The organism is Sphingomonas faeni (assembly GCF_024273235.1).
GTDB lineage: Bacteria > Pseudomonadota > Alphaproteobacteria > Sphingomonadales > Sphingomonadaceae > Sphingomonas > Sphingomonas faeni_A.
Genome location: NZ_JANBVH010000007.1, coordinates 97,143 through 118,107, shown reverse-complemented (window position 1 = coordinate 118,107; position 20,965 = coordinate 97,143). Strand labels below are relative to the sequence as shown.

At 63.4% G+C, this 20,965-nt stretch carries 15 protein-coding genes; 11 read left to right on the top strand and 4 right to left on the bottom strand.

The window, feature by feature from the left end; translation table 11 throughout:
* Positions 1–219: 219 nt before the first annotated feature.
* The 4 genes from NLI89_RS05545 (at position 220) to NLI89_RS05530 (ending at position 5,636) form a co-directional block, all read left to right on the top strand.
* Positions 220–1,641, top strand: a complete 1,422-nt coding sequence (locus NLI89_RS05545) for a DNA polymerase Y family protein (RefSeq protein ID WP_254686140.1) — start codon at positions 220–222, stop codon at positions 1,639–1,641.
* Complete coding sequence (locus NLI89_RS05540; protein WP_254686108.1) at positions 1,638–4,901, top strand: error-prone DNA polymerase; 3,264 nt, start codon at positions 1,638–1,640, stop codon at positions 4,899–4,901. The genes NLI89_RS05545 and NLI89_RS05540 overlap by 4 nt, the downstream gene beginning before the upstream one ends.
* 4 nt (positions 4,902–4,905) lie before the next feature.
* Positions 4,906–5,193, top strand: a complete 288-nt coding sequence (locus NLI89_RS05535) for a hypothetical protein (protein WP_254686107.1) — start codon at positions 4,906–4,908, stop codon at positions 5,191–5,193.
* Positions 5,194–5,261: 68 nt separating this feature from the next.
* Positions 5,262–5,636, top strand: a complete 375-nt coding sequence (locus tag NLI89_RS05530) for a hypothetical protein (protein ID WP_254686106.1) — start codon at positions 5,262–5,264, stop codon at positions 5,634–5,636.
* Between the two features lie 33 nt (positions 5,637–5,669).
* On the opposite strand, the gene NLI89_RS05525 is transcribed toward NLI89_RS05530, so the two are convergent.
* Positions 5,670–6,479, bottom strand: coding sequence for a SirB1 family protein (locus NLI89_RS05525; protein WP_254686105.1), 810 nt, complete (start codon positions 6,477–6,479; stop codon positions 5,670–5,672).
* Between the two features lie 350 nt (positions 6,480–6,829).
* Between NLI89_RS05525 and NLI89_RS05520 the strand changes: the two genes are divergently transcribed.
* The 6 genes from NLI89_RS05520 (at position 6,830) to xth (ending at position 12,918) form a co-directional block, all read left to right on the top strand.
* On the top strand, positions 6,830–7,321 hold the full coding sequence (locus NLI89_RS05520; RefSeq protein ID WP_056413848.1) for a nucleoside deaminase: 492 nt from the start codon (positions 6,830–6,832) through the stop codon (positions 7,319–7,321).
* Positions 7,322–7,428: 107 nt separating this feature from the next.
* Positions 7,429–7,944 carry a YciE/YciF ferroxidase family protein gene (locus NLI89_RS05515; protein ID WP_056415662.1) on the top strand — a complete coding sequence of 172 codons (516 nt, stop codon included), beginning with the start codon at positions 7,429–7,431 and terminating at the stop codon, positions 7,942–7,944.
* 66 nt (positions 7,945–8,010) lie between these two features.
* Entirely contained in the window at positions 8,011–8,277 is a 267-nt protein-coding gene (locus NLI89_RS05510) for a hypothetical protein (RefSeq protein ID WP_254686104.1), read from the top strand.
* 315 nt (positions 8,278–8,592) lie between these two features.
* Positions 8,593–9,606, top strand: a complete 1,014-nt coding sequence (locus NLI89_RS05505; protein ID WP_302675614.1) for an ATP-dependent DNA ligase — start codon at positions 8,593–8,595, stop codon at positions 9,604–9,606.
* Entirely contained in the window at positions 9,603–12,095 is a 2,493-nt protein-coding gene (gene ligD, locus NLI89_RS05500; protein WP_254686102.1) for a DNA ligase D, read from the top strand. Before NLI89_RS05505 ends, ligD begins: the two co-directional genes overlap by 4 nt.
* Before the next feature lie 25 nt (positions 12,096–12,120).
* On the top strand, positions 12,121–12,918 hold the full coding sequence (gene xth, locus NLI89_RS05495; RefSeq protein ID WP_254686101.1) for an exodeoxyribonuclease III: 798 nt from the start codon (positions 12,121–12,123) through the stop codon (positions 12,916–12,918).
* 268 nt (positions 12,919–13,186) lie between these two features.
* Here xth and NLI89_RS05490 read toward each other — a convergent pair whose 3' ends face one another.
* The 3 genes from NLI89_RS05490 to NLI89_RS05480 all read right to left on the bottom strand — a co-directional run bounded on the left by NLI89_RS05490 (position 13,187) and on the right by NLI89_RS05480 (position 17,566).
* A complete protein-coding gene (locus NLI89_RS05490) occupies positions 13,187–13,309 on the bottom strand; it encodes a DUF3606 domain-containing protein (protein WP_254686100.1) in 123 nt (40 codons plus the stop codon).
* 562 nt (positions 13,310–13,871) lie between these two features.
* Positions 13,872–15,947, bottom strand: coding sequence for a beta-galactosidase (locus NLI89_RS05485; RefSeq protein ID WP_254686099.1), 2,076 nt, complete (start codon positions 15,945–15,947; stop codon positions 13,872–13,874).
* A 59-nt stretch (positions 15,948–16,006) separates the two neighbouring features.
* The gene (locus tag NLI89_RS05480; RefSeq protein ID WP_254686098.1) at positions 16,007–17,566 is read right to left on the bottom strand and encodes an alpha-L-fucosidase; all 1,560 of its coding nucleotides are present in this window, start codon (positions 17,564–17,566) and stop codon (positions 16,007–16,009) included.
* A gap of 513 nt (positions 17,567–18,079) precedes the next feature.
* On the opposite strand from NLI89_RS05480, the gene NLI89_RS05475 reads away from it, so the two are divergent.
* Entirely contained in the window at positions 18,080–20,914 is a 2,835-nt protein-coding gene (locus NLI89_RS05475; protein WP_254686097.1) for a TonB-dependent receptor, read from the top strand.
* Positions 20,915–20,965: the final 51 nt, after the last annotated feature.

Genomic DNA, 20,965 nt, shown 5'->3' with positions numbered 1-20,965 from the left:
GGCGGCGGTTGGCGTCCTGGCGCTCGCTGGGCGCGAGACGGTGTGCAACCACGCGGGGACGTTGAAACGCAGATCGCTGCGCTGCCAATCCATGCGAAGCCACCCATGCGGGAGCTTGGTCGGCGATCGGAGGCGGCAAGCCATCCGTACAAAGCTGCAGCACCCGCTCTACGCGCCCTTGCGCCTGTAGCGCCGCCAATTGAGCAGGCGCCGCTTGCGCTGATCGGCAAGGTCGGACGGCGCGAAGAGGTCGTTCACGCTTGCACCGGTGCCCAAGCGCTCGGCATCCATCCCGGGATGGCCGCCACCCATGCACGCGCGCTAGTGTCGGATCTCGACTTCCGGCCGGCCGATCCTGAAGCCGACGCGGCGCTACTCGATCGCCTAGCGCTACTGGCGGTCCGGCGCTGGTCGCCGATCGCGGCAGTGACGCCAGCCGATGGGCTCTGGATCGACCTTGCCGGCTGCGAACACCTGCACGGTGGGGAAGAGCGGTTCTGCCGTCGCCTGCTCGCCTTCTGCCGTCGCACAGGCTTCACCGCCCGCGTGGCGGTTGCCGACACACCAGGCGCTGCACACGCTCTGGCGCGATTCGGCCGGGACGATCTGACGCGCGTCGAACCGCGTGGCACGGTCGAGGCGCTCAGCCCGTTACCGATCGCAGCCCTGCGCCTGACGCCCACGGCGTTAACCGCGGCGCGTAAATTCGGCTTCGAGCGGATTGCGGATCTCCTGCCGGTCGCACGCGGACCGCTGGCGCGGCGACTTGGTCTACCAGCGATAACGCGGCTCGATCAGGCCCTGGGCGGGATGGCAGAGCCGCTCACGCCGCGCGAGGATGCCGAGGTGCCGGCCGTCGAGCGTCGGCTGCTGGAGCCGATCAGCACCGCCGAGGCGATCGAGCAGGTCATGGGCGACCTCCTGCGCGACCTCGCGGAGCTGCTGCAGGCCAAGGGTCTTGGCGCCAGATCGTTGCGCCTGACTGGCCTGTGTGTCGACGGCAGTGAGCAGATCGTGGCGGTCGGCACATCCCGGCCGACACGCGAGGTGACGCATCTCCTGCGGCTGCTAAGGCTGCGCATCGAGCGCATTAACCCGGGCATGGGCCTCGAGCAGTTTTGGCTGGTGGCCCCGCACACCGAGCCGCTCGATGCGATCGACCTTGGCGCTGTCCTCGCCGGTGAGACACTGGTGCGTGACCCGTCGCGCCTGGTCGACCTGATCGCCGGACGGATCGGGGGGCATGCCGTCTTCCGCATAGCGCCCGTAGAAAGCCATGTCCCTGAGCGAGCCGTTGTCCGCTCCGACCCAAACCTGGTGCCGGGAAGCTGGCCGAGTTGGCAACGCCCGATTCGTCTATTCGCGCATCCGGAGCCTTTGCACCGGGTCATGGCGCTGATGCCCGACCAGCCACCGCGCCGGTTCGAGTGGCGGGGCAAGACGTACAAGGTCGTCGCTGGCGACGGACCAGAGCGCGTCCACGGCGAATGGTGGCGCCGCGATGCCGAAATATGGGCGGTCCGCGACTATTACCGCGTCGAGGACGAGACTGGTGGCCGCTACTGGGTTTTCCGCCGAGGCGATGGCTTCGAGGACGACACTGGCGATCTGTCCTGGTGGATGCACGGGGTCTTTGGATGACCCATTATGTCGAGCTGCAGGTGCTGACGCACTTTTCGCTGCTGCGCGGCGCGTCCAGTCCCGACGAGCTGTTCGCGGCTGCGGCGCTGCTCGGCTATCCGGCGATCGGAGTCAGCGACATCGGCACCGTCGCCGGCGTCGTGCGCGCATGGGAGGCGCAGAAGGCGACCGGCGTCCGCTCGATCGCGGGCACGCGTATCGATCTGTCCTGTGGCCGCCGCCTGTTGCTCTACCCCACCAACCGTCCGGCCTGGTCGCGGATTACGAGACTGCTGACCGTCGGCAAGAAGCGGGCAGGGAAGGGTGGTTGTCTGCTGCACTGGCACGACCTCGCGCCATGGTCAGATGGGATCATCGCGATCCTACTGCCGCATGAGGCGGACGAGGAGAACCTTGCTGCCTTGGCCGACCTGAAGAAGGTCTACGGGCGTCGGGGCTACATGGCCCTGTTCCAGCGGCGACGGCCGGGAGACGCAGTCCGCATCGATGCGCTGGCTCGACAGGCAGGCGGTGCTGGCGTGCGCGCAGTCGTGACGGGAGACGTGCTCTACCATGCACCTGACGCACGGCTGCTGCAGGACGTAGTCACCGCGGTGCGCGAGAAATGCACCGTCGACGAGCTTGGTTACCGCCGCGAGGTCAACGCCGATCGTTCGCTGAAATCGCCAGACGAAATGGTCCGGCGTTTCCGCGCCTATCCCGACGCGCTGCAGGCAAGCGTCGACATCTCGCGGATATGTACCTTCGATCTCGGTGAGCTTCAGTACCAATACCCGCATGAAAAGCTGATCGATGGGCTGACAGCACAGGAGGCGCTTCAGAAGTTGGCAACCGACGCGGTCGAGCGGCTGTTTGATGGCGACGTTCCGCAAGCGTACACGGACCAGATCACGCATGAAATGCGGCTGATCGGTGAGCTTGGCTACGCGCCCTATTTCCTGACCGTGTACGCGATCGTGCGTGAGGCACGCCGTCGCGGGATCCTCTGCCAGGGCCGGGGCTCGGCCGCCAATAGCTGCGTCTGCTTCGTGCTCGGCGTTACCTCGATCGATCCGGTGAAGCACGAGCTGCTGTTCGAGAGGTTCGTCTCAGGGGAGCGGCGCGAGCCTCCGGATATCGACGTCGACTTCGAGCATGAGCGCCGCGAAGAGATCATCCAGTGGATCTACGAGACCTATGGTCGCAATCACTCCGCGCTGACCGCCGTCGTCACGCGCTACCGGGCGCGCGGAGCGGTCCGCGATGTCGGCAAGGCGCTCGGCCTGCCGGAGGACCTGACGTCCTCGCTGGCGGGGCTGGTGTGGGGCTGGTCAGCCGACGGCGTCGGCGAGAAGCAAGTGGAGGAGCTCAACCTCGACATCGGTGATCGCCGGCTCCGCCTGACGCTTGAGCTTGCCCGGAAGCTAATCGGTGTGCCGCGGCACATGAGCCAGCATCCAGGCGGGTTTGTCCTGACGCACGATCGCCTTGATGACCTGGTGCCGATCGAGCCAGCGGCGATGGAAGATCGTCAGATCATCGAATGGGACAAGGACGATATCGATGCATTGAAGTTCATGAAGGTTGACGTGCTGGGCCTTGGCATGCTCGGCTGCATGAACCGGGCCTTCAACATGCTCGAGGCGGACAAGGGGCTGCGGGTCGGTTTGGCGGACCTGCAGGACGATGATCCGGACGTCTACGCCATGATCTCGAAGGCCGACACGCTCGGCACCTTCCAGATCGAAAGCCGCGCGCAGATGTCGATGCTGCCACGGATGAAGCCGCGCCGCTTCTACGACCTCGTGATTCAGGTTGCGATCGTGCGGCCGGGTCCGATCCAGGGCGACATGGTTCATCCCTATCTGCGCCGGCGCGAAGGACTGGAGAAACCGGAATATCCGCGACCCGAGCTGCGTGCGGTGCTGGAAAAGACCCTCGGCGTGCCGCTGTTTCAGGAACAGGCGATGAAGGTCGCGATCGTTGGTGCCGGATTCACCCCGGCCGAGGCGGATCAGCTGCGCCGTGCCATGGCGACCTTCAAGGTGACGGGCGGCGTATCCCATTTCTCGGAGAAGCTGGTCGAGGGCATGGTCGAGCGCGGTTACCCGCGTGATTTCGCTGAGCGCACCTTCCGCCAGCTCGAGGGCTTTGGCTCATACGGCTTCCCGGAAAGCCATGCCGCCTCGTTCGCCAAGATCTCCTACGCATCGTCGTGGATAAAGCATCATCACCCCGATGTGTTCTGCGCGGCACTGATGAACGCGCAGCCGATGGGGTTCTACGCGCCGGCGCAGATCGTCGGCGATGCACGCGCGCACGGTGTCGAGGTTCGACCGCCATGCGTCAATGCGAGCCGGTGGGACTGCACGCTGGAGAAGAACGGCGGGAGCTATCTCGCGGTACGGCTCGGGCTGCGGCAGATCCGCGGGCTGTCGAACGCCGATGGCGCAAAGATCGTCGGTGCGCGTGAGCTTACCGCTTTCGAAAGCGTCGAGGACGTTTGGCGGCGGTCGGGCGTCCAGCGCGCTGCAATCGAGAAGCTGGCCGATGGCGACGCCTTCCACGGCTTCAGCGTCGATCGCCGGCAGGGTCTCTGGAAGGTGAGGGGGCTTGGTGACGCGCCGCTACCTCTGTTTGCTGCTGCCGACCGTTTGGCCGAGACCTTCCGCGCCGAAGGGATGGAACCGGACGTAGCGTTGCGGGCGCTGACGGACGGGCGTGAGGTGATCGAGGACTACCGCGCGCTGCAGCTGTCGCTTCGCGCCCACCCGCTGACGTTCGTGCGTGATGAGTTGGTCAGGCGCGGCGTCACAAGATGCGTCGACCTCGCCAACATCCGCGACGGCCGCCACGTCGAGGTCGCCGGCATTGTGCTGGTCCGCCAGAAGCCGGGATCTGCCAAGGGCGTGCTCTTCATCACGATCGAGGATGAGACCGGGATCGCCAACGGCATCCTCTGGCCTGATCGCTTCGAGGCCCAACGCCGCACGATCATGTCCGCCTCGATGGTCGGCCTGAAAGGCAGGATCCAGAAGGAAGGCGAGATCATCCACGTGATCTGCGACCGGATCATCGATCACGGCGACCTGCTGCACCGGGTTGGCGACATGTCGTTTCCGCATCGGACTGGCCGCGGTGATGCTGGCCAGCATCCAGGCTCACCCGATCGCGGTGACAATGGCTGGAAGCCTGAGGCACGCAACCAATACTGGCCGCCACATGCGGACGGCATGGATCCGGAGGAGGTCGTTCGGTTCAAGTCGCACGACTTCCATTGATCCTATGTCCAAGCTGCCGAGGCATCAGCGCGTCGTGATCGCGCTGTCTGTACATATTCTGCGCTGTGGCGTGTCGCGCTGTTCTGAAGCCCGCGTTGACGTGCCTGAGATTCGCTTGGCACTCCGCTGCCTGCTGCCGCATTGCCCCGAGAAATGGCCGCTCGCTCTCTACTGGGACTCGGGATCGCAGACGAACGAGATCGGACGCGCCCAGGGCGTCACCGCGGCGTTCAACGGTATTGTCCGCCAGCTGCGCCGCGCAGGCTGTTATGAAGAGGTGTCTGAACCGTGAGTATGAGACTACCGCGAGCGGCCGTTGCTCGCGTTCCGGAAGGCGCGCGGATCGTCAGCGTTGAGCGAATGTCGCGGGCGTTTACCAAATACCATCTTGATGACGGACGTGCGCTACACCGGTTCAAGTTGGAAGAGCCGCACGCGACCCCACATGATCACCCCTGGAGTTTTGACACCGAGATTCTCGATGGCGGCTATGTCGAAGAGGTGTTCCACGTGGATGCGAGCGGCGGTTGGCACAGCGAACTGGTTTATCGCATCCCGGGCGAAACCTACCATGTCGACGCCGGACACATTCACCGCATCGTCGAGCTGCCAACAGGCGAATGCTGGACGCTCGTTCGTGCAGGTCCCCACACGCGGGAAACCCGGTTCTGGCGGTTCGGAGACGCGGTTCAGTCCCGGGCCTGGCATGAGCGACGATGGACGCGCTTGGGATAAGCCGTCACAGCGAGAGCCAGTCCGCCCCGACTTTCAAGACGGTGTTGGCCGGGGAAGGGCGTCGAGCGCTGCCGATACCTGCAGGCGCAGATCGTCGTCCCGGGTAATTTCCAGCATCGCGCTAAGACTGCTGCGGGCGCCGGCCACATCGCCTGCGACCAGCTGAAGTCTGGCTCGCTCCCACCAGCCATGGGCATGCGTGGGCGCCACGATCGTCATACGGTCGTACAGGACCAGCGCACGCGCGGGATCGCCGGCCCGCTCGGCACGGGTCGCCTGGTTGAGCAGCAGGCGGACGAGTGCGGATCGGTTCGACAGGGGAAGCATCCCGTCGGAAAACCGGGCCTGGCCCGTCATCTGCTCCAGCAAGGCTTCCACCTGTGCAGGGGCAACGATGCGACCATCGTTGAAGGGATCGATGATCAGCGCATCCGACGCGTCGCCAAGGCGCACCAGGACGTGACCGGGGGTATTGAGCGGCATTGCCGACCATCCGAGACGTCGTGCCATCGCCACATAAAGGATCGACAGACTGATCGGCAGACCGAGCCTGCGATCGACGACCGCGATCAGGTCCGCATTCTGCGGATCGTCATAGTGTACGCGGTCGCCGGAGAACCCGAACTCTTCAACCATCACGCTGCTCAGGGCTTGGGCCTGAGCGATACTACCTACTGCGTCGCCGTCAGCAGCGCGCAGGGCTATTTCCATGTCCGTGAGCTCGTCGATATATTCATCAAGATCGATACCGGGATGATCGAGCACTGCGAGTTCCAGGGCGGCCAGATCAAGCTCAATTTCGCCGTCTTCCATCAGCCCGAGATGAAGAATGCTATTGGTCATGAGCCGTTAGATGGGGGCTGCTTCGATCGTTTCTATGGCAACGTAAGGCTAGGCGGCCCGGCGTACGCCGCGTCACGTGCGATCCTAACATGTTGGGCGTCGATTCACCCAAAAGCGATGATCACGATCCTGGACCCGCCGATATCGATACGTGGCTGCGCGGATCCTATGACGATATCGTTAGCCTGCAGAAACCTTATGACCCTGCAAAAATGACCGTCCGGGGCCTGTCTTCGCAACCCGCAGTAAGGAACGGTAGCATTCGGTATCCTTGGCATTCGAAAATGACCGCGCCGAACGATCCATTGTGTCCGCTGCGTGTTGTAAGACGGTGACAGGGAGCCAAGACGATGACTCAGGATGACGAACGCTGGATGCGCGAAGCGATCGCGATCGCCCGATCGAAGGGCTCCGATCCTTCGACCTCGCCGCTGGGGTGTGTGATCGTGCTCGATGGCAAGGTTATCGCGGGCGAGCGCAACCAGACGAAGGAATTGCCGGACGCGACAGCGCATGCGGAGATGATGGCAATCCGACGGGCGTGTGAAAGCACGGGGGAATTGGAACTGCGCGGTGCAACGCTCTACTCCACGCTGCAGCCCTGCGGCATGTGCACGATGGCGTCGATCTGGTCGAAGGTCGGCCGCGTCGTTTACGGGGCGGGCCGCGATGATGTCCACGAGATGTATTTCGAAGCGCAGCACGTCGACACGCTCGCGTTCATCGGCGACGCCTACCGCGACGACATCGTCATCGAGGGAGGGTGCCTTCGCAACGACTGCGCCAAGCTCTATTATGGCCCCGACGCTGAGCTACCAGTCGACGAGCAGGCCAATCTATAGCGTGCTGAGGCGGCGCTAAACCGAACGAAACTTACCCCTGAGTCGGCGCGTTGCGGCGGTGCCGGAGCAGTTTGCTTCGCGGCTATCCGCTCAGCGAGGACACTATCATGGGCCTGTTTTCCAAAGACATCGTGACGTTCGACGACCTGTTCCTGCATCAGCTGCAGGACGTTTATTACGCGGAAAACCAGATCACCAAGGCCTTGCCTAAGATGGTCGACAAAGCGACGGCACCGGCACTGAAGCAAGGTTTCGAAACCCATCTGCGTGAGACGGAAGGGCAGATCACACGCCTCGAGAGCATCTTCGACCTCCTCGGCGAGAAGGCAAAGGCAGTGACCTGTCCGGCGATCGACGGCATCATCAAGGAAGCCAACGAAGTCGCTGGCGAGATCGAGGACAAGGCCGTGCTCGACGCTGCGCTGATCGCGTCGGCACAGGCGGTCGAGCATTACGAGATCACGCGGTACGGCACGCTGATCGCCTGGGCGAACCAGCTCGGCCGCGCCGATATCGCAGCGATCCTGAAAGAGACGCTCGACGAGGAATATGCGACCGACGACAAGCTGACGGCGATGGCAACGTCGAGCGTGAACGCAAAGGCGGAAGCAGTTACCGCATAAGCGTTTCAGTGTCGGGGGGCCGATGCCCCCCGACCAGTTTCCAGCTTTTCATGAAAGGCACGTTCGATGGCCGACGATATCGCATTCACGCTTCCCGAAGCCTTGCGTGCGCAAAAGCACATGCGCGATGCGCTAGGCCTGGGCGAGGAACGGTTCCCGGTGCCCGCCTTCATCAACATGGTAAGCGACGAGATCGAGCAGCTGCGCGACGCTGGCAGGACCGATGGCGAAATCGCCGCGCTTGTCGAAGTATCGAGCGGTCATGCGCTCACCGAAGCGGATATAGCGCGCTACTACACGCCGGCCGAAGACCGGCACTCCAACGAGCATTGAATCCGCCCCTACCAAGCCAGCGATTACGTCCCTTGTCAGGGGCAGGGGGCACAGGTTTGCTGTTCTGATCAGGACCACCGATCCCCGCGTCGGAGTAGCAGGAACAGATGGCGACTGGGGGGCTTTATAACGGAAAGCCGTCTGGAGTGATCTTATGTTCAAAGATGCCGTGACCAAATCGACTGAGCCGAACGGTCTGCCCGGTTCGGCTGGCATTGCCCCGCTGCCAAGCCGGCAGGAACGACGTCGCCAGGCGGCGAAGGCAAAGCGGTTGGCTCCCAAGCAGTGTGCCTGCTGCGCCCCGGACCAGAACTGATGGTCGCAGACCGGCCTTCGCCAATGGAAGCCAAGCTCGTAAATGAGCTGCCGGTCGAACCGGGCTGGCAATATGAGCCCAAATGGGACGGTTTCAGAGCGCTGGTCTTCCGTGATGGCGAGGCTGTCGACATCCTTTCCAAATCGGGAAAACCGCTCGGTCGCTACTTTCCCGAAATCGTCGCGCTTGTCGCATCGGTCCCGCAGGAGCGTTTCGTGCTCGACGGCGAGATCATCCTGCCGATCGCGAACATTCTGTCGTTCGATGCGCTTCAGGCACGGCTGCATCCGGCGCAAAGTCGGATCGATCGTCTGGCAAAAGAGACGCCTGCGCAGCTGATGCTATTCGATTGCCTTAGCGTCGATGATACCGACTTCAGCAGCGCACCGCTCTCGGCTCGCCGGAAAGCGTTGGAGGCGTTCTATACTCGCCATGCCCGCGCTGGTCTCCTGCTGTCGCCCTGTAGCGACGATATCGACGACGCTGCGGCCTGGCTGGCGACGAGCGGCGGGGCGCTGGACGGCGTCGTCGCAAAACGGCTCGACGAGCCTTACCGTGGCGGCGAACGCGCCATGCTGAAGGTGAAGCAACATCGCAGCGCGGATTGCGTCGTAGGCGGCTTCAGGCGGGTGAAGGAGGGTAGCGAGGTAGCATCGCTTCTGCTCGGGCTTTACGATGATAACGGCAAGCTCAACCATGTCGGCTTCACCTCGGGTATAGCCGCGGCCGACCGCGCGGCGCTTACCGCGAAGCTCGAGCCGTTGATTGAAGCACCGGGCTTCACCGGCAAAGCTCCCGGCGGTCCCAGTCGCTGGAACGATGGTCGTGAGAGCGAGTGGGTCCCCTTGCGGCCAGAACTCGTCGTCGAAGTCCTGTACGATCAGGTGACCGGGAACCGGTTCCGGCACGGTACGCGCATCCTGCGCTGGCGTCCCGACAAGGCACCTGAGGCGTGCACCATGGATCAGCTGGAGCATGAGCTTCGCCCTGCTGAATTGGGCATAGCGTCATGACCGGTTCCTCCTCCAGCGATGCCTTGGCGAAATACCGGGAGAAGCGGGATTTCGCCAGAACCGCCGAGCCCGAGGGCCGGATCGCCAAAGCAGGGGGCAATCGCTTCGCCGTGCAGAAGCATGCCGCGTCTCGCCTGCACTATGACTTGCGGCTCGAACTCGACGGCGTTCTCAAGAGCTGGGCCGTCACGCGTGGACCCAGCATCAATCCCGACGACAAACGTCTGGCAGTTCGTACCGAAGACCACCCCGTCGAGTACGCCACGTTCGAAGGCACGATCCCGAAGTCGGAATATGGCGGCGGGACGATGATGCTATGGGACACGGGAACGTGGGAGCCGCTCGCTGGCAAGGACCCGAGCAAGACGCTGCCTGAGGGACATCTCCACTTCTTCCTGCATGGGCATCGCCTCAAAGGCGAATGGATGCTCTTCAGGCTAAAGCCGCGCGGGAAAGAGAAGGGCGAGAACTGGATCCTGCGCAAGGTTACCGACGACCAGGTCGGCGGATCGGACGATCTTGTCGGAACACACCTTACGGGGGTGGTCAGCGGACTGACTATGGAACAGATCGCCTCAGGCGAGCGAGGCAAGTCGAGGGCGCCGGCAACGCCTTCCGCAAAGCCTGCGACGAAAGCTGCAAAAGCACGAGCGACAGGCCGTAAGAAGGCAGGCTCACCCCCGCCATTCCAACCTGTCCAGCTCGCGACGCTTGTCGATCATGTGCCCGCCGGCAACGCCTGGTTGCACGAGATGAAATATGACGGGTATCGAACGCTGGTGGCGGTCGGTGGGGGGGCGGGGCGGGCCTATACGCGATCCGGGTTGGACTGGACGGACAAGTTCGCGGGCCTCGTTGCCGACGCCGCGGATCTGGATGCGTCGTCGGCTCTCATCGATGGCGAGGCAGTGGTCGTCGATGCCAACGGCAAAACCGACTTTCAGGCGTTGCAGGCTGCGCTGAAAGGAGACCCGGACGCGATCCTGTACTACGCGTTTGACCTGCTGGCGCTCGACGGTGAGGATCTGACCGGACAACCGCTGTTGGAGCGCAAGGCAAAGCTAGCGTCGCTGCTCGCGGGCGGCACCGACCGGATCCGCTACTCCGACCACATCGTCGGCCGCGGCGAGGAACTGTTCGACACGTTTTGTGCCGAAGGACTCGAGGGTGTCATCTCGAAGCGCGCGGACGCGCGCTATGTTGGCTCGCGGTCCGGCAGCTGGCTGAAGACGAAGTGTATCCAGAGACAGGAGTTCGTCATCGTCGGCTGGTTGCCGTCCGACAAGCAGCGAGGGTTCAAGTCGCTCCTCTTGGGCGTCAACGAGGACGGTCATCTCCGCTATGCCGGCAAGGTCGGAACAGGGTATACGGCCGAGGAGATCGACAAGCTGATGGATCTGATGACGCCGCTGGCCGTCACGAAGCCGACCGTCATCGCACCACGCGCAGCCGTACGCGGCGCACGCTGGATCAAGCCGCAGCTGGTGGCCGAAGTGGCGTTCATGGAAGTGACGAGCGACGGGGTATTGCGCCATTCCAGCTACCTGGGCTTGCGCCAGGACAAGAGACCCGAGGCGGTCGTCGTCGAGAAGCCCGCGCCCGTTGCTAAGCTCGAGGCACCCGAGCCCTCCATCGTCCGAGTGACCAATCGGGAACGGGTGATCTTTCCCGAGTCCGCAATCACGAAAGGCCAGCTTGCCGACTATTACCAGGCTGTGTCCGGCATCATGCTGCCTTGGTGCGGAAGTCGCCCGATAAGCCTGGTCCGCTGTCCGCAGGGCCGAGGGAAGAAGTGCTTTTTCCAAAAGCATGACGCCGGCAGCTTCGGCGATCATGTCCACCATGTCGGGATCGCCGAGAAGGACGGACACGACGAACCCTATTTGTTCGTCGACGACGCTGAGGGTCTCGTCACTTGCGTCCAAATGGGTACGATTGAGTTCCACGGCTGGGGTGCGCGGATCGAGGACGTCGAGAAGGCCGACCGGCTCGTGTTCGATCTCGATCCCGATGAGGGCCTCGATTTTAAGGACGTCATTTCCGCGGCCCTTCACGTCCGCGACGTACTGGCTCAGATGGGCCTAGAGACCTTTCCGATGGTGACGGGCGGAAAGGGCGTTCACGTCATTGCGCCGCTGACACCGCAAGCCGAGTGGCCGGCTGTGAAGGATTTTGCCCACCGCCTGGCGCTCGTCCTGGCCCAGTCCGAACCCGATCGATATACCGCAGCCCTTGCCAAGGCCAAGCGAACCGGACGCATCTTCATCGACTATCTGCGTAATCAGCGGGGGGCGACGGCAGTCATGCCGTACAGTACTCGTGCTCGCGAAGGCGCGCCCGTTGCCGTGCCCATCACGTGGAAAGAGCTCGGAAAACTCGACCGCGCATCGGGCTGGCATATCGGCGATGCGGGTGCGCTGTTGAAACGCGCGGCGTCCAAGGATCTCGTCGGTTGGGGACGCGCTGACCAAATTTTGCCCGACCTATGATCGACTCTGTTCGCTTGGTGCCCCGATGAAGATCGCAACCTACAACGTGAATGGCATCAACGGTCGCCTGCCGGTGCTTCTGCGCTGGCTGGAGGAAGCACGGCCCGACGTCGTCTGCCTGCAGGAACTGAAGGCGCCGGACGAGAAGTTCCCGTTGAGTGCGATCGAAGCGGCGGGTTATGGCGCGATCTGGCATGGTCAGAAGAGCTGGAACGGCGTCGCCATCCTCGCCCGTGGCGCCGAACCCGTTGAAACTCGACGGGGGTTGCCGGGCGACCCGGAAGACGTGCAGAGCCGCTATCTCGAAGCGGCCGTTGGCGGCATTCTGGTCGCAGGATTCTATCTACCCAATGGAAATCCGAGGCCGGGTCCGAAGTTCGACTACAAGCTCGCCTGGATGGAGCGCCTGATTGCTCATGCGGCCACGCTGTTTGATACCGATGCGCCAGTCGTGCTGGCCGGCGACTACAATGTGATGCCGACCGAGATGGACGTCTACAAGCCGGAACGATGGATCAAGGACGCGCTGTTTGCGCCGGAGGTCCGGGCCGCGTTCTTTCGTTTGATCGATCAAGGTTGGCTGGATGCGCTGCGGGCAAAGCATCCCGACGAAACGATCTACACGTTCTGGGACTACTTCAGGAACGCGTATGGTCGCAATGCCGGGCTAAGGCTCGATCATCTTCTCCTGAACGCCCCTGCGGCCGCGCGACTGGCGGACGCGCAGGTCGATCATCACGTCCGGGGCTGGGAGAAGTCCAGCGACCATGCCCCTGTGTGGCTCAAACTGAAGGCTGCCCGACGGAAGCGTTCCGCAACCTGATTGTCGGGCCGGCGCGCGCGATCATCACACTTCGAACTTCAAATGCGTCGGCTTTGTCAGCCCATCCAGCGCCGCTCCAACTTGCATGAGCACGTCGCCATTCCTCATGAACTCGAGCGTCGCGCTCAGGCTATTGCAGGGCCGTGACGTCTGCTCATTTTGACGTGATGGGGCTGCACCTTGCCGGTGGTCAGGCGCTACCGCGTTGACCGTTTACCTTGCCAGCGGCAGCGTCGAGCTTCTCACGGTCGTTCCCGACCTCGGCAATCTAGTCACGCGCCTGCTGCGCACTCAGTCCATGCTTCTGGGCGAAATACTCGACCTCGTATGGTTCGCTACCCGAAACACGGCTGCGATCACGGCCGTCTGTCTTGCTCTTGTCATCTGCCATTTTCACGTCCTTACAACTTCGGGATTTTGAAGCGTTTGGGCCCCAAGACGTTCCCCAAAAATCTCGGAAAATAGCTCTGTTAAGTCGTCTACTAAACCACCGTGGCGGGTGACACGATGGCGCTTCTCGTCAGGCAAAATCGAGTTCTACAGCGGTCAAATCCTGTCCCCGCAACCATCTTCGACGACACTCCTAGCCCCGTAGCGCAAGCTCCGGGGCTGTCGTCGTTTCTGGCGCTGACCTGCGCGTTTCGCTGCGTCGTGTTTAATCGCAAGCCCCAAGCGGATGCCGCGCGTCAGTCCGACGTTCGATATCCACCCAACCTCCAACCCCGGTATCGGACGGGGCAGGAGGGGTGAACGGTACGCCTCCGGTAGCGGCCGCCTTGCCGGTCAGGCGAAGGACCGGTCTGAAGCGCGCCGGCTCCACGAGCCGTCAACCTGCGGCCTCTATCGGATGCGTACGTTGAACGGTCGGATCGCGCGACTGTAGGCGGCGATGGTCATGTGGACATTCGCAGGCGGCATCGTGGTCCGCGAGCAGTCGCAACGGATCTTCGGAATCATTGCACGAACGCTACGCCGTACGGGGCGAGATCGATCTTTCCGGCATAGGCGGCGCCCGTCAGCATGTCGCGCTTGGTTCCGTCTACGGCGACGCTCGCGGGTGTGGTGCCGGTGTTGACGTACAGCGTCCGCCCGTCGACGACGCGTGCGACCACCCCCGGCGGGGTGACAGGGCCGCGCTCGATCCCGAGTTCGGCGTAGAGCGAGCGGACCAGCGGATCGAGAAACGCTGCTTGCGCGGCGGTCGCGAGGTAGATCGCCCGGCCCTTGCCGAAGCGGTTGACGGTGATCGCCGGGCTTGGCCTGGGCGTGTTGGTGAACATCGCCAGCGGCTTGGCCGTGCTCGGTTCGAGCACTTCGTAATAGGGATCGCTACCAGTCTGCTCCTTGCCGTCGAACATGACCTTCAGCGGCTGTTCGGCGCGGTAGAATTCGTTGGTCCGCACACCGAACACATCGGTCAGCCGACCGGGCAGGGGCGTCTCGAACCATTTGCCGGTCTCGTCGACCTTGGCGGAATAGCCGGTCATGATCACCGTCCCGCCATTCGCGACATAGCGCCGCACGGCCTCGGCGGTTTCCTTGTCCATCATGTACGCGCTCGGCAGGATCACGAGCTTGTAGCGGTCGATCGCGTCGTGACCGATGTCGATCACCGCGGTGTCGATGTTGTCGGCGAACAGCGGTGCAAGCGCGGCCTTGGCCTGGTCGGGATAGCTGGTCTTGAAATATTCCTGCATCGTGTTCGGCCCCGGCGGGGGCGAGGTCAGCCAGTTGGTCTGGAAGGAATAGGCGATCGCCACCTCGGGCTTGCGGTAGCGGGGGAAGCCCATCGACTTCAGCTTGGTGAATTCGCTGGCGATCTGGCCGAACTCGCCGACCTTCCACGACGGGCGGCCATCATGATCGACCAGCCCGAACAGCCCCTGTTCCTCGCCACCGCTATGCGAGTTGAACGTCCAGGCGAGGAACGTCTGCGCATAATAGATCAGCCCGAAATAGGCCCACATCCGCGACCGGCCCGGCGTGCCGTAATAGCCGCCGCCGCCTGCGGTGAACTCGTTCAGCCACATCGGCGTATCGTGCCCGGCGCGGTTGCGCGACACGTCGAGCGCCGCGCCGAGCGGCTCGCCGGGATAGAAGCCCTGGCCGCCATAGGTCGAAACCTTCTCCCACGATCGTAGATAGTCGAACCCCTTGGTCCACGCGTCGGGCCAGAAATTCGACGCGACGGGCAGGTTGGGCGCGTATTGTTTCCGCACCGCTTCGAGGTCGGTGAGCGCGCCGATCGTGTCGTCGGACCAGAAGCGGCGGAGATCGAGATTGCGCTCGTTCGGTCCGGGGCCATTGCCATAGGGAAGGTCGACCTCGTCCCAGCTGTTGATCCGACGCGACCAACGCTGCGTCGCCCAGGCCGTGTTGAGGGCGGCGATCGTCCCGTATTTCTTCTGCAGCCAACCGACGAAGCGTTGCCGATCGGCCGGCGAATACGACATCTGGCCGTTGCCGATCTCGTTGGTGTAGCCGACCGCGATCACCGCGGGATTATGCGCGTACCGCTTGAGCATCTGCTCGGCGAGCCGCCGGACCAGGCGGCGATAATCGGGATCGCTGATATTGTCCCAATAGCGCGTCGCCGCGTTGCGCCGAACACCGTCCTGCGTGACGAGGTCGACGCCGGGGTATGTCTTGTGAAGCCAGGTCGGGGCGGGCTGGCCGGGAATGTCGAGCAGCACCCTGATCCCGGCGGCGTGCATCTGGTCGAGGATCTGGTCGAACCACTCGAAGGTGAAATGGCCTTCCTGCGGTTCGAACGAATCCCAGGACAGGTCGCCCATCCGGACCATGGTGAACCCGGCCTTCTTCATGATCGCGATGTCCTGGCGGATCTGCTCGGGCGAACGGTCGATCGGCTGGTAGCAGGCGCCGACGAACAGGTCGCCGCGGCCGGGCCAGTCGGGATGCCCGGCGGCGCTCTGCGCCTGCGCTGGAACGATGCCGGCAAGCGGTACCGACAGCGTTGCAGCCGCGAGCATCGCAAAACGCAGGGCGCGGATCAGTGGGTGTTTCAAATAGCCTCTCCAAGCTCGTGTTCGATCGACGCGCACATCGTGCACGTGCGGTATTCTGGTCAGGCGAAATCGATCGCGAACGCGCTGGCGTGTCGCGTCGGCAAGGTCGCGGGTAGATCGATCACCAGCGCCTGCCCGGTCTGGCGGAACGTGACGCCGCCGGGACGGCCGAGCAGGCGCACCCCGCGTACCCGGCGTCGTTCGTGCGGGTTGGACTGGGCGAGCGACGTGATGACGGTCTGCCCCCGCGGCATGCCGAGCGTGATCGCATACAGCGTCTCGCCCTTCGTCGTGAAGCGGATGTCCTGCGGCGTGTAACTCGTCTTTTCCGCAAACGCGCCCGCGACGGCGGTCGTCGGGCCCTCGCCGTAGACTTTCCACGGACGCGTGCCGTGGATCGCCTCGCCATTGGCGGCCATCCACGGCGCCAGATCGGTCAACAACCGGTCGGACTCGGGGGGCAGGCTGCCGTCGCCGTGCATCACGACGTTCAGCAGCAGGTTGCCGTTCTTGCTGACGACGTCGGCGAGCATCGCGACGACCTCGTCGGTGGTCTTGTAGGTGTCGGTCCGGTTGAAGAACCAGTCGCCGTTCGAGGTATCGGTCTGCCAGGGGTGTGGGTTGATACCCTTCAAGACGCCGCGCTCGACGTCCTGCACCGCCCAGTCCGTGCTGAACGCGCCCGAGCCCGTATCCTTGCAGTTGTAGACCGCCTCGAGCTTCCCGTTGCGCGCCATGCTGCTGTTGAAGAAATGCGCGAGCAGCGAGCGTCCGACTTCGCCGAACGGCAGGCCGCCGTCCGAATAGAGCAGGTCGGGCTGGTAGCTGTCGATCAGGTCGCGAATTCGGTCGAACCACATCGCGTGATATGTCGGGTTGGTCGTGTACCAGCTCGCGGGGGTGTTGATGAACGGCTCGTCGCGGTTGGTGTGATAGAGATCCGCATAGCGCGGGTCGGCGCCGTCATAGGCAAGGCCCAGTTTAGGCCAGAACTGATCGTAGAGGTGGTTGGGATACCACCAGCTATAGCTTGCACCGAGATGCTCGGACACCCCGAAGCGAAGGCCGCGCCGCGTGGCGGCCGCCTTCCATTCGCCGACGATATCGCGCTTCGGGCCCATCGCCACCGCGTTCCAGCGGTGATGCTTCGACCGCCACAGGTCGAAATTGTCGTGGTGTACGCCCATCGAGACGAGGTAGCGCGCGCCAGCGGCGGCATAGCGGGCGGCAAGCGCATCGGGATCGAACTTCTCCGCGCGCCACAGCGGGATGATGTCCTTGTAGCCGACCTTGGAGGGGTGGCCGTAGGTCTTGACGTGATGATCGTAATGCGGGTGACCGGGGACGTACATGAAGCGCGCGTACCAGTCGCCCTGGCTCGGCACGGCCTGCGGTCCCCAATGCGCCCAGATGCCGAACTTGGCGTCGCGAAACCAGTCGGGTGCGCGATATCCGGCAAGCGACTGCGCCGTCGGTTCGAATTTTCCGGGCGTGATGCCGAGATTGGTCGGCTGCGCCCCCCCGGCCGCGACGCGGTTTGCGGCCCGAGACATTCCCTCGAGACCAAGCGCTGCTGCCAGTGGCGCTCCCAATATCTCGCGCTTGTTGAACGTTACCATCCGCCTCTCCCTGCCAGAGGCCGGCGGGGCCGCTAATAGGCGACGATCCCTTACCAACGACGAGCTGGCCGAGCTTCGCGATTAAGTCCTACAATTGCAAGTCCTGTCGTTAGCGTGGCGAAGGCTGTTCAGACATCGCCTCGGAAAAAACCATGGGCGCACATGGGTTTGCCGATTATATCGCAACGGGTTCGGCAACCGCATAAACTGGCGACGTTCACAAGGCCCGAATTGGCCATTTTGCGCCAACCGCACTGCGAACAAGCAAATCAGCCTCAGCGAGGTTTGCCCGAACGCGTCCTCATGCCCCGCGTTGGACCGCCGCAAATTCCACATTGTGCGACATTTTTGCCAGCCTTCCGGCGAAATTGTCGGCGTAATTCGAATAAGCATATAAATCAGTTTAATCGTGATGTAGGCGGCCCGCCACGATACGTCTGCGGATCTCCGCGAGCGGAATTCGTAAGGCAAACACAGGCGGCCGTAGCGTCCGACCTGCTGAAGGAGAGTATGATGAAGGGTTCGTGGACACCCACTGCGGTCGGCAGGATCGGCAATCTCAACACGACGGTGTCGCTGCTGGCGATCATGCTGATGGGCTCGGCGGCGCAAGCGCAGACGGGTGCAGCGCAGACGGCCCCTGCGCCGATCGCGGATGCGCAGCAGAATAGCGGTACCATTGCCCCGAGCGGCGACCAGGGCCAGTCCATCGACCCGGCTCCCGAAACACCTGCGGCTGGAGACGACATCGTCGTCACCGGCGTCCGCGCAAGCCTTCAGTCCGCCCAGAACATCAAGCGCAATTCGGCGCAGATCGTCGACTCGATCGTCGCCGAAGACATCGGCAAATTGCCCGACCGCAACATCGCCGAAGCCTTGCAGCGCATCTCGGGCATCCAGATCCAGCGCAATTTCGGCGAAGGCAGCTCGGTCGCGATCCGCGGCCTGACGCAGGTCCGCACCGAGCTGAACGGTCGCGACATCTTCACCGCGAGCGGTTCGAGCAACGCGCTGAGCCTCGAGGACGTGCCGTCCGAGCTGCTCGCCGGGATCGACGTCTACAAGAACCCGTCGGCGGACCTGATCGAGGATCAGCTGAGCGGCACGATCAACTTCCGCACGCGCAAGCCGTTCGATTTCGATGGCTTCAAGATCTCGGGTGCGGTGACGAACACCTATTACGACCTGATCAAGAAGAGCCAGCCGGCGGCGTCGCTGCTGGTCAGCGATCGCTGGAACACCGGCATCGGCGAGATCGGCATTCTCGCCAGCGCGTCGTATCAGAAGACGAATTTCCGGCAGGACACGATCTCGACCGAGCCGTTCTACACGCTCGATGAAAGCCTGAAGGCGGACGGAACGCCGAACAGTCCTTCCGATGTCGCGACCGCCGCGCTGCTCGGGCGTACCGGCCAGACCACGACGCTCCCCCACGGCACCGGCATCGGCGAGGTGTTCGGCGACCGTCGTCGCCTCGGCATCGACGTGTCGCTCCAGTGGCGGCCGACCGATACGCTGGAATTCACCGGCGAGGTCTTCCGCAACGATTACAAGCTGCGGTCCTATGGCTACAGCTACTTCGCGTACACCAGCGGCGCATCGATCACGCCGCTCGCCGGCGCGCCGTTCACCTATGCACCGAACGGCGATTTCCAGAGCGGCACGTTCACCGACGTCCCGATCGGCAACAACACCTCGCTCGGTTCGCGCCATTCGGTCACGACCGATTACTCGCTCAACGGCAAGTGGAAGCCGACCGCCAATCTGACGATCACCGGCGATCTCCAATATGTCGATTCCAAGACCGACAACCTGAACTCGATCGTCGGATTGAGCGGCGTCGCCACCACGTTGACGCAGGACATCTCGGGCGAGATCCCGTCGTTCCAGATCACGTCCGCCGATGGGCTCGCGAACCCCGCGACCTACAGCAAGGGCTTTTACCTGGATAACCTCAACAACTCGAAGGGTACCGACAAGGTCGGTCGCCTGGACGGCGAATACCGCTTCGACGGGGGCATCCTGAGCTCGATCAAGGCCGGCTTCCGGTTCGCGGACCGCCGCAACCGGACCAGCGATACCGGCTATCGCTATACCGGGCTGACCGGCGCTGCGACCAACCTGCGCTATGTCGACCTCAGCGGCTTCTTCCGCGGGCAGGCCGATCTGTTTGGCGATATCCAGGCCTTCTCGCTGCCGACGGTCCTGAACTACGACGATACGCGGGAGTCGCTCGGTATCACGACCACGCCGGGCTATGTGCCGAGCGGGACCAACACGCAGGCGCAGAAGACCTATACCGGCTATGCCGCTGCGTTCTTCAAGGCGGACGACCTGCCGGTGCCGATCGACGGCAACCTCGGCGTGCGCGTGGTCCAGAGCAAGGTCGCGGTATCGGGCTTCTACCAGCAGGTCGACCTGATCACCGCGCCCGACGGCACCCAGTCGACCGCGGCGCCGACCTTCACCGAGGTGAACGAGGCGAACCAGTACACGTCGGTCCTGCCGAGCCTCAACGTGCGCGGGCGCCTGACCGACCGTCTCCAGCTGCGCTTTGCCGCGTCGAAGAACATCTCGCGCCCGAACTTCAACCAGCTCAATCCGAGCCTGACGATCACCGAGCCCGGCACCGCGCAGATCGACCAGCAGCACGTGACCTCGACCGGCAATCCGTATCTCAAGCCGATGAAGTCGACCAATTTCGACGCTTCGCTCGAATGGTATTTCGCCAAGACCGGATCGCTGACGATTGCCGGGTTCTACAAGGATATCTCGAACTACATCCAGACGGTCATCACGCCCCGCGACGTCACCTTCACCGATGGCGTCACCGCGACCTACGACGTCACCACCTACAGCAACGCCGCCAAGGCCAAGGTGAAGGGCGCCGAAGTCGCGTATCAGCAGTTCTTCGACTTCCTGCCGGGGCCGCTCGCCGGTCTTGGCGTCCAGGCGAACTTCACCTTCGTCGACTCCGAGGCGCCGAGCCCGGCCAGCGACGGTCCGGTGACGCAATTGTCGCTCGAGGGGCTGTCGAAGTATAATTACAACCTGATCGGCATCTACGAGCGCGGGATCGTTTCCGCCCGCGTCGCCTATAATTGGCGCAGCGAGTTCCTGGTGACGACGTCGGCAAACGGCACCGGCAATTTGCCGCAGTTCCAGAAGGCGTCGGGGCAGCTGGATGCGTCGATCACCGCCAATGTGACGCCGCGTCTGTCGCTGACGCTGAACGGGACCAACCTCACCAACACCGTGCGGTCGACCTATTACGGCATCACCACCCGGCCGCGCGATTCTATCATGAGCGATCGCCAGATCAGCGGCGTGGCGCGCATCACCTTCTGATCCGCCGCACTTCAGGCGTTTCTCCCCACTGGGTCGGATCTTCGGATCCGG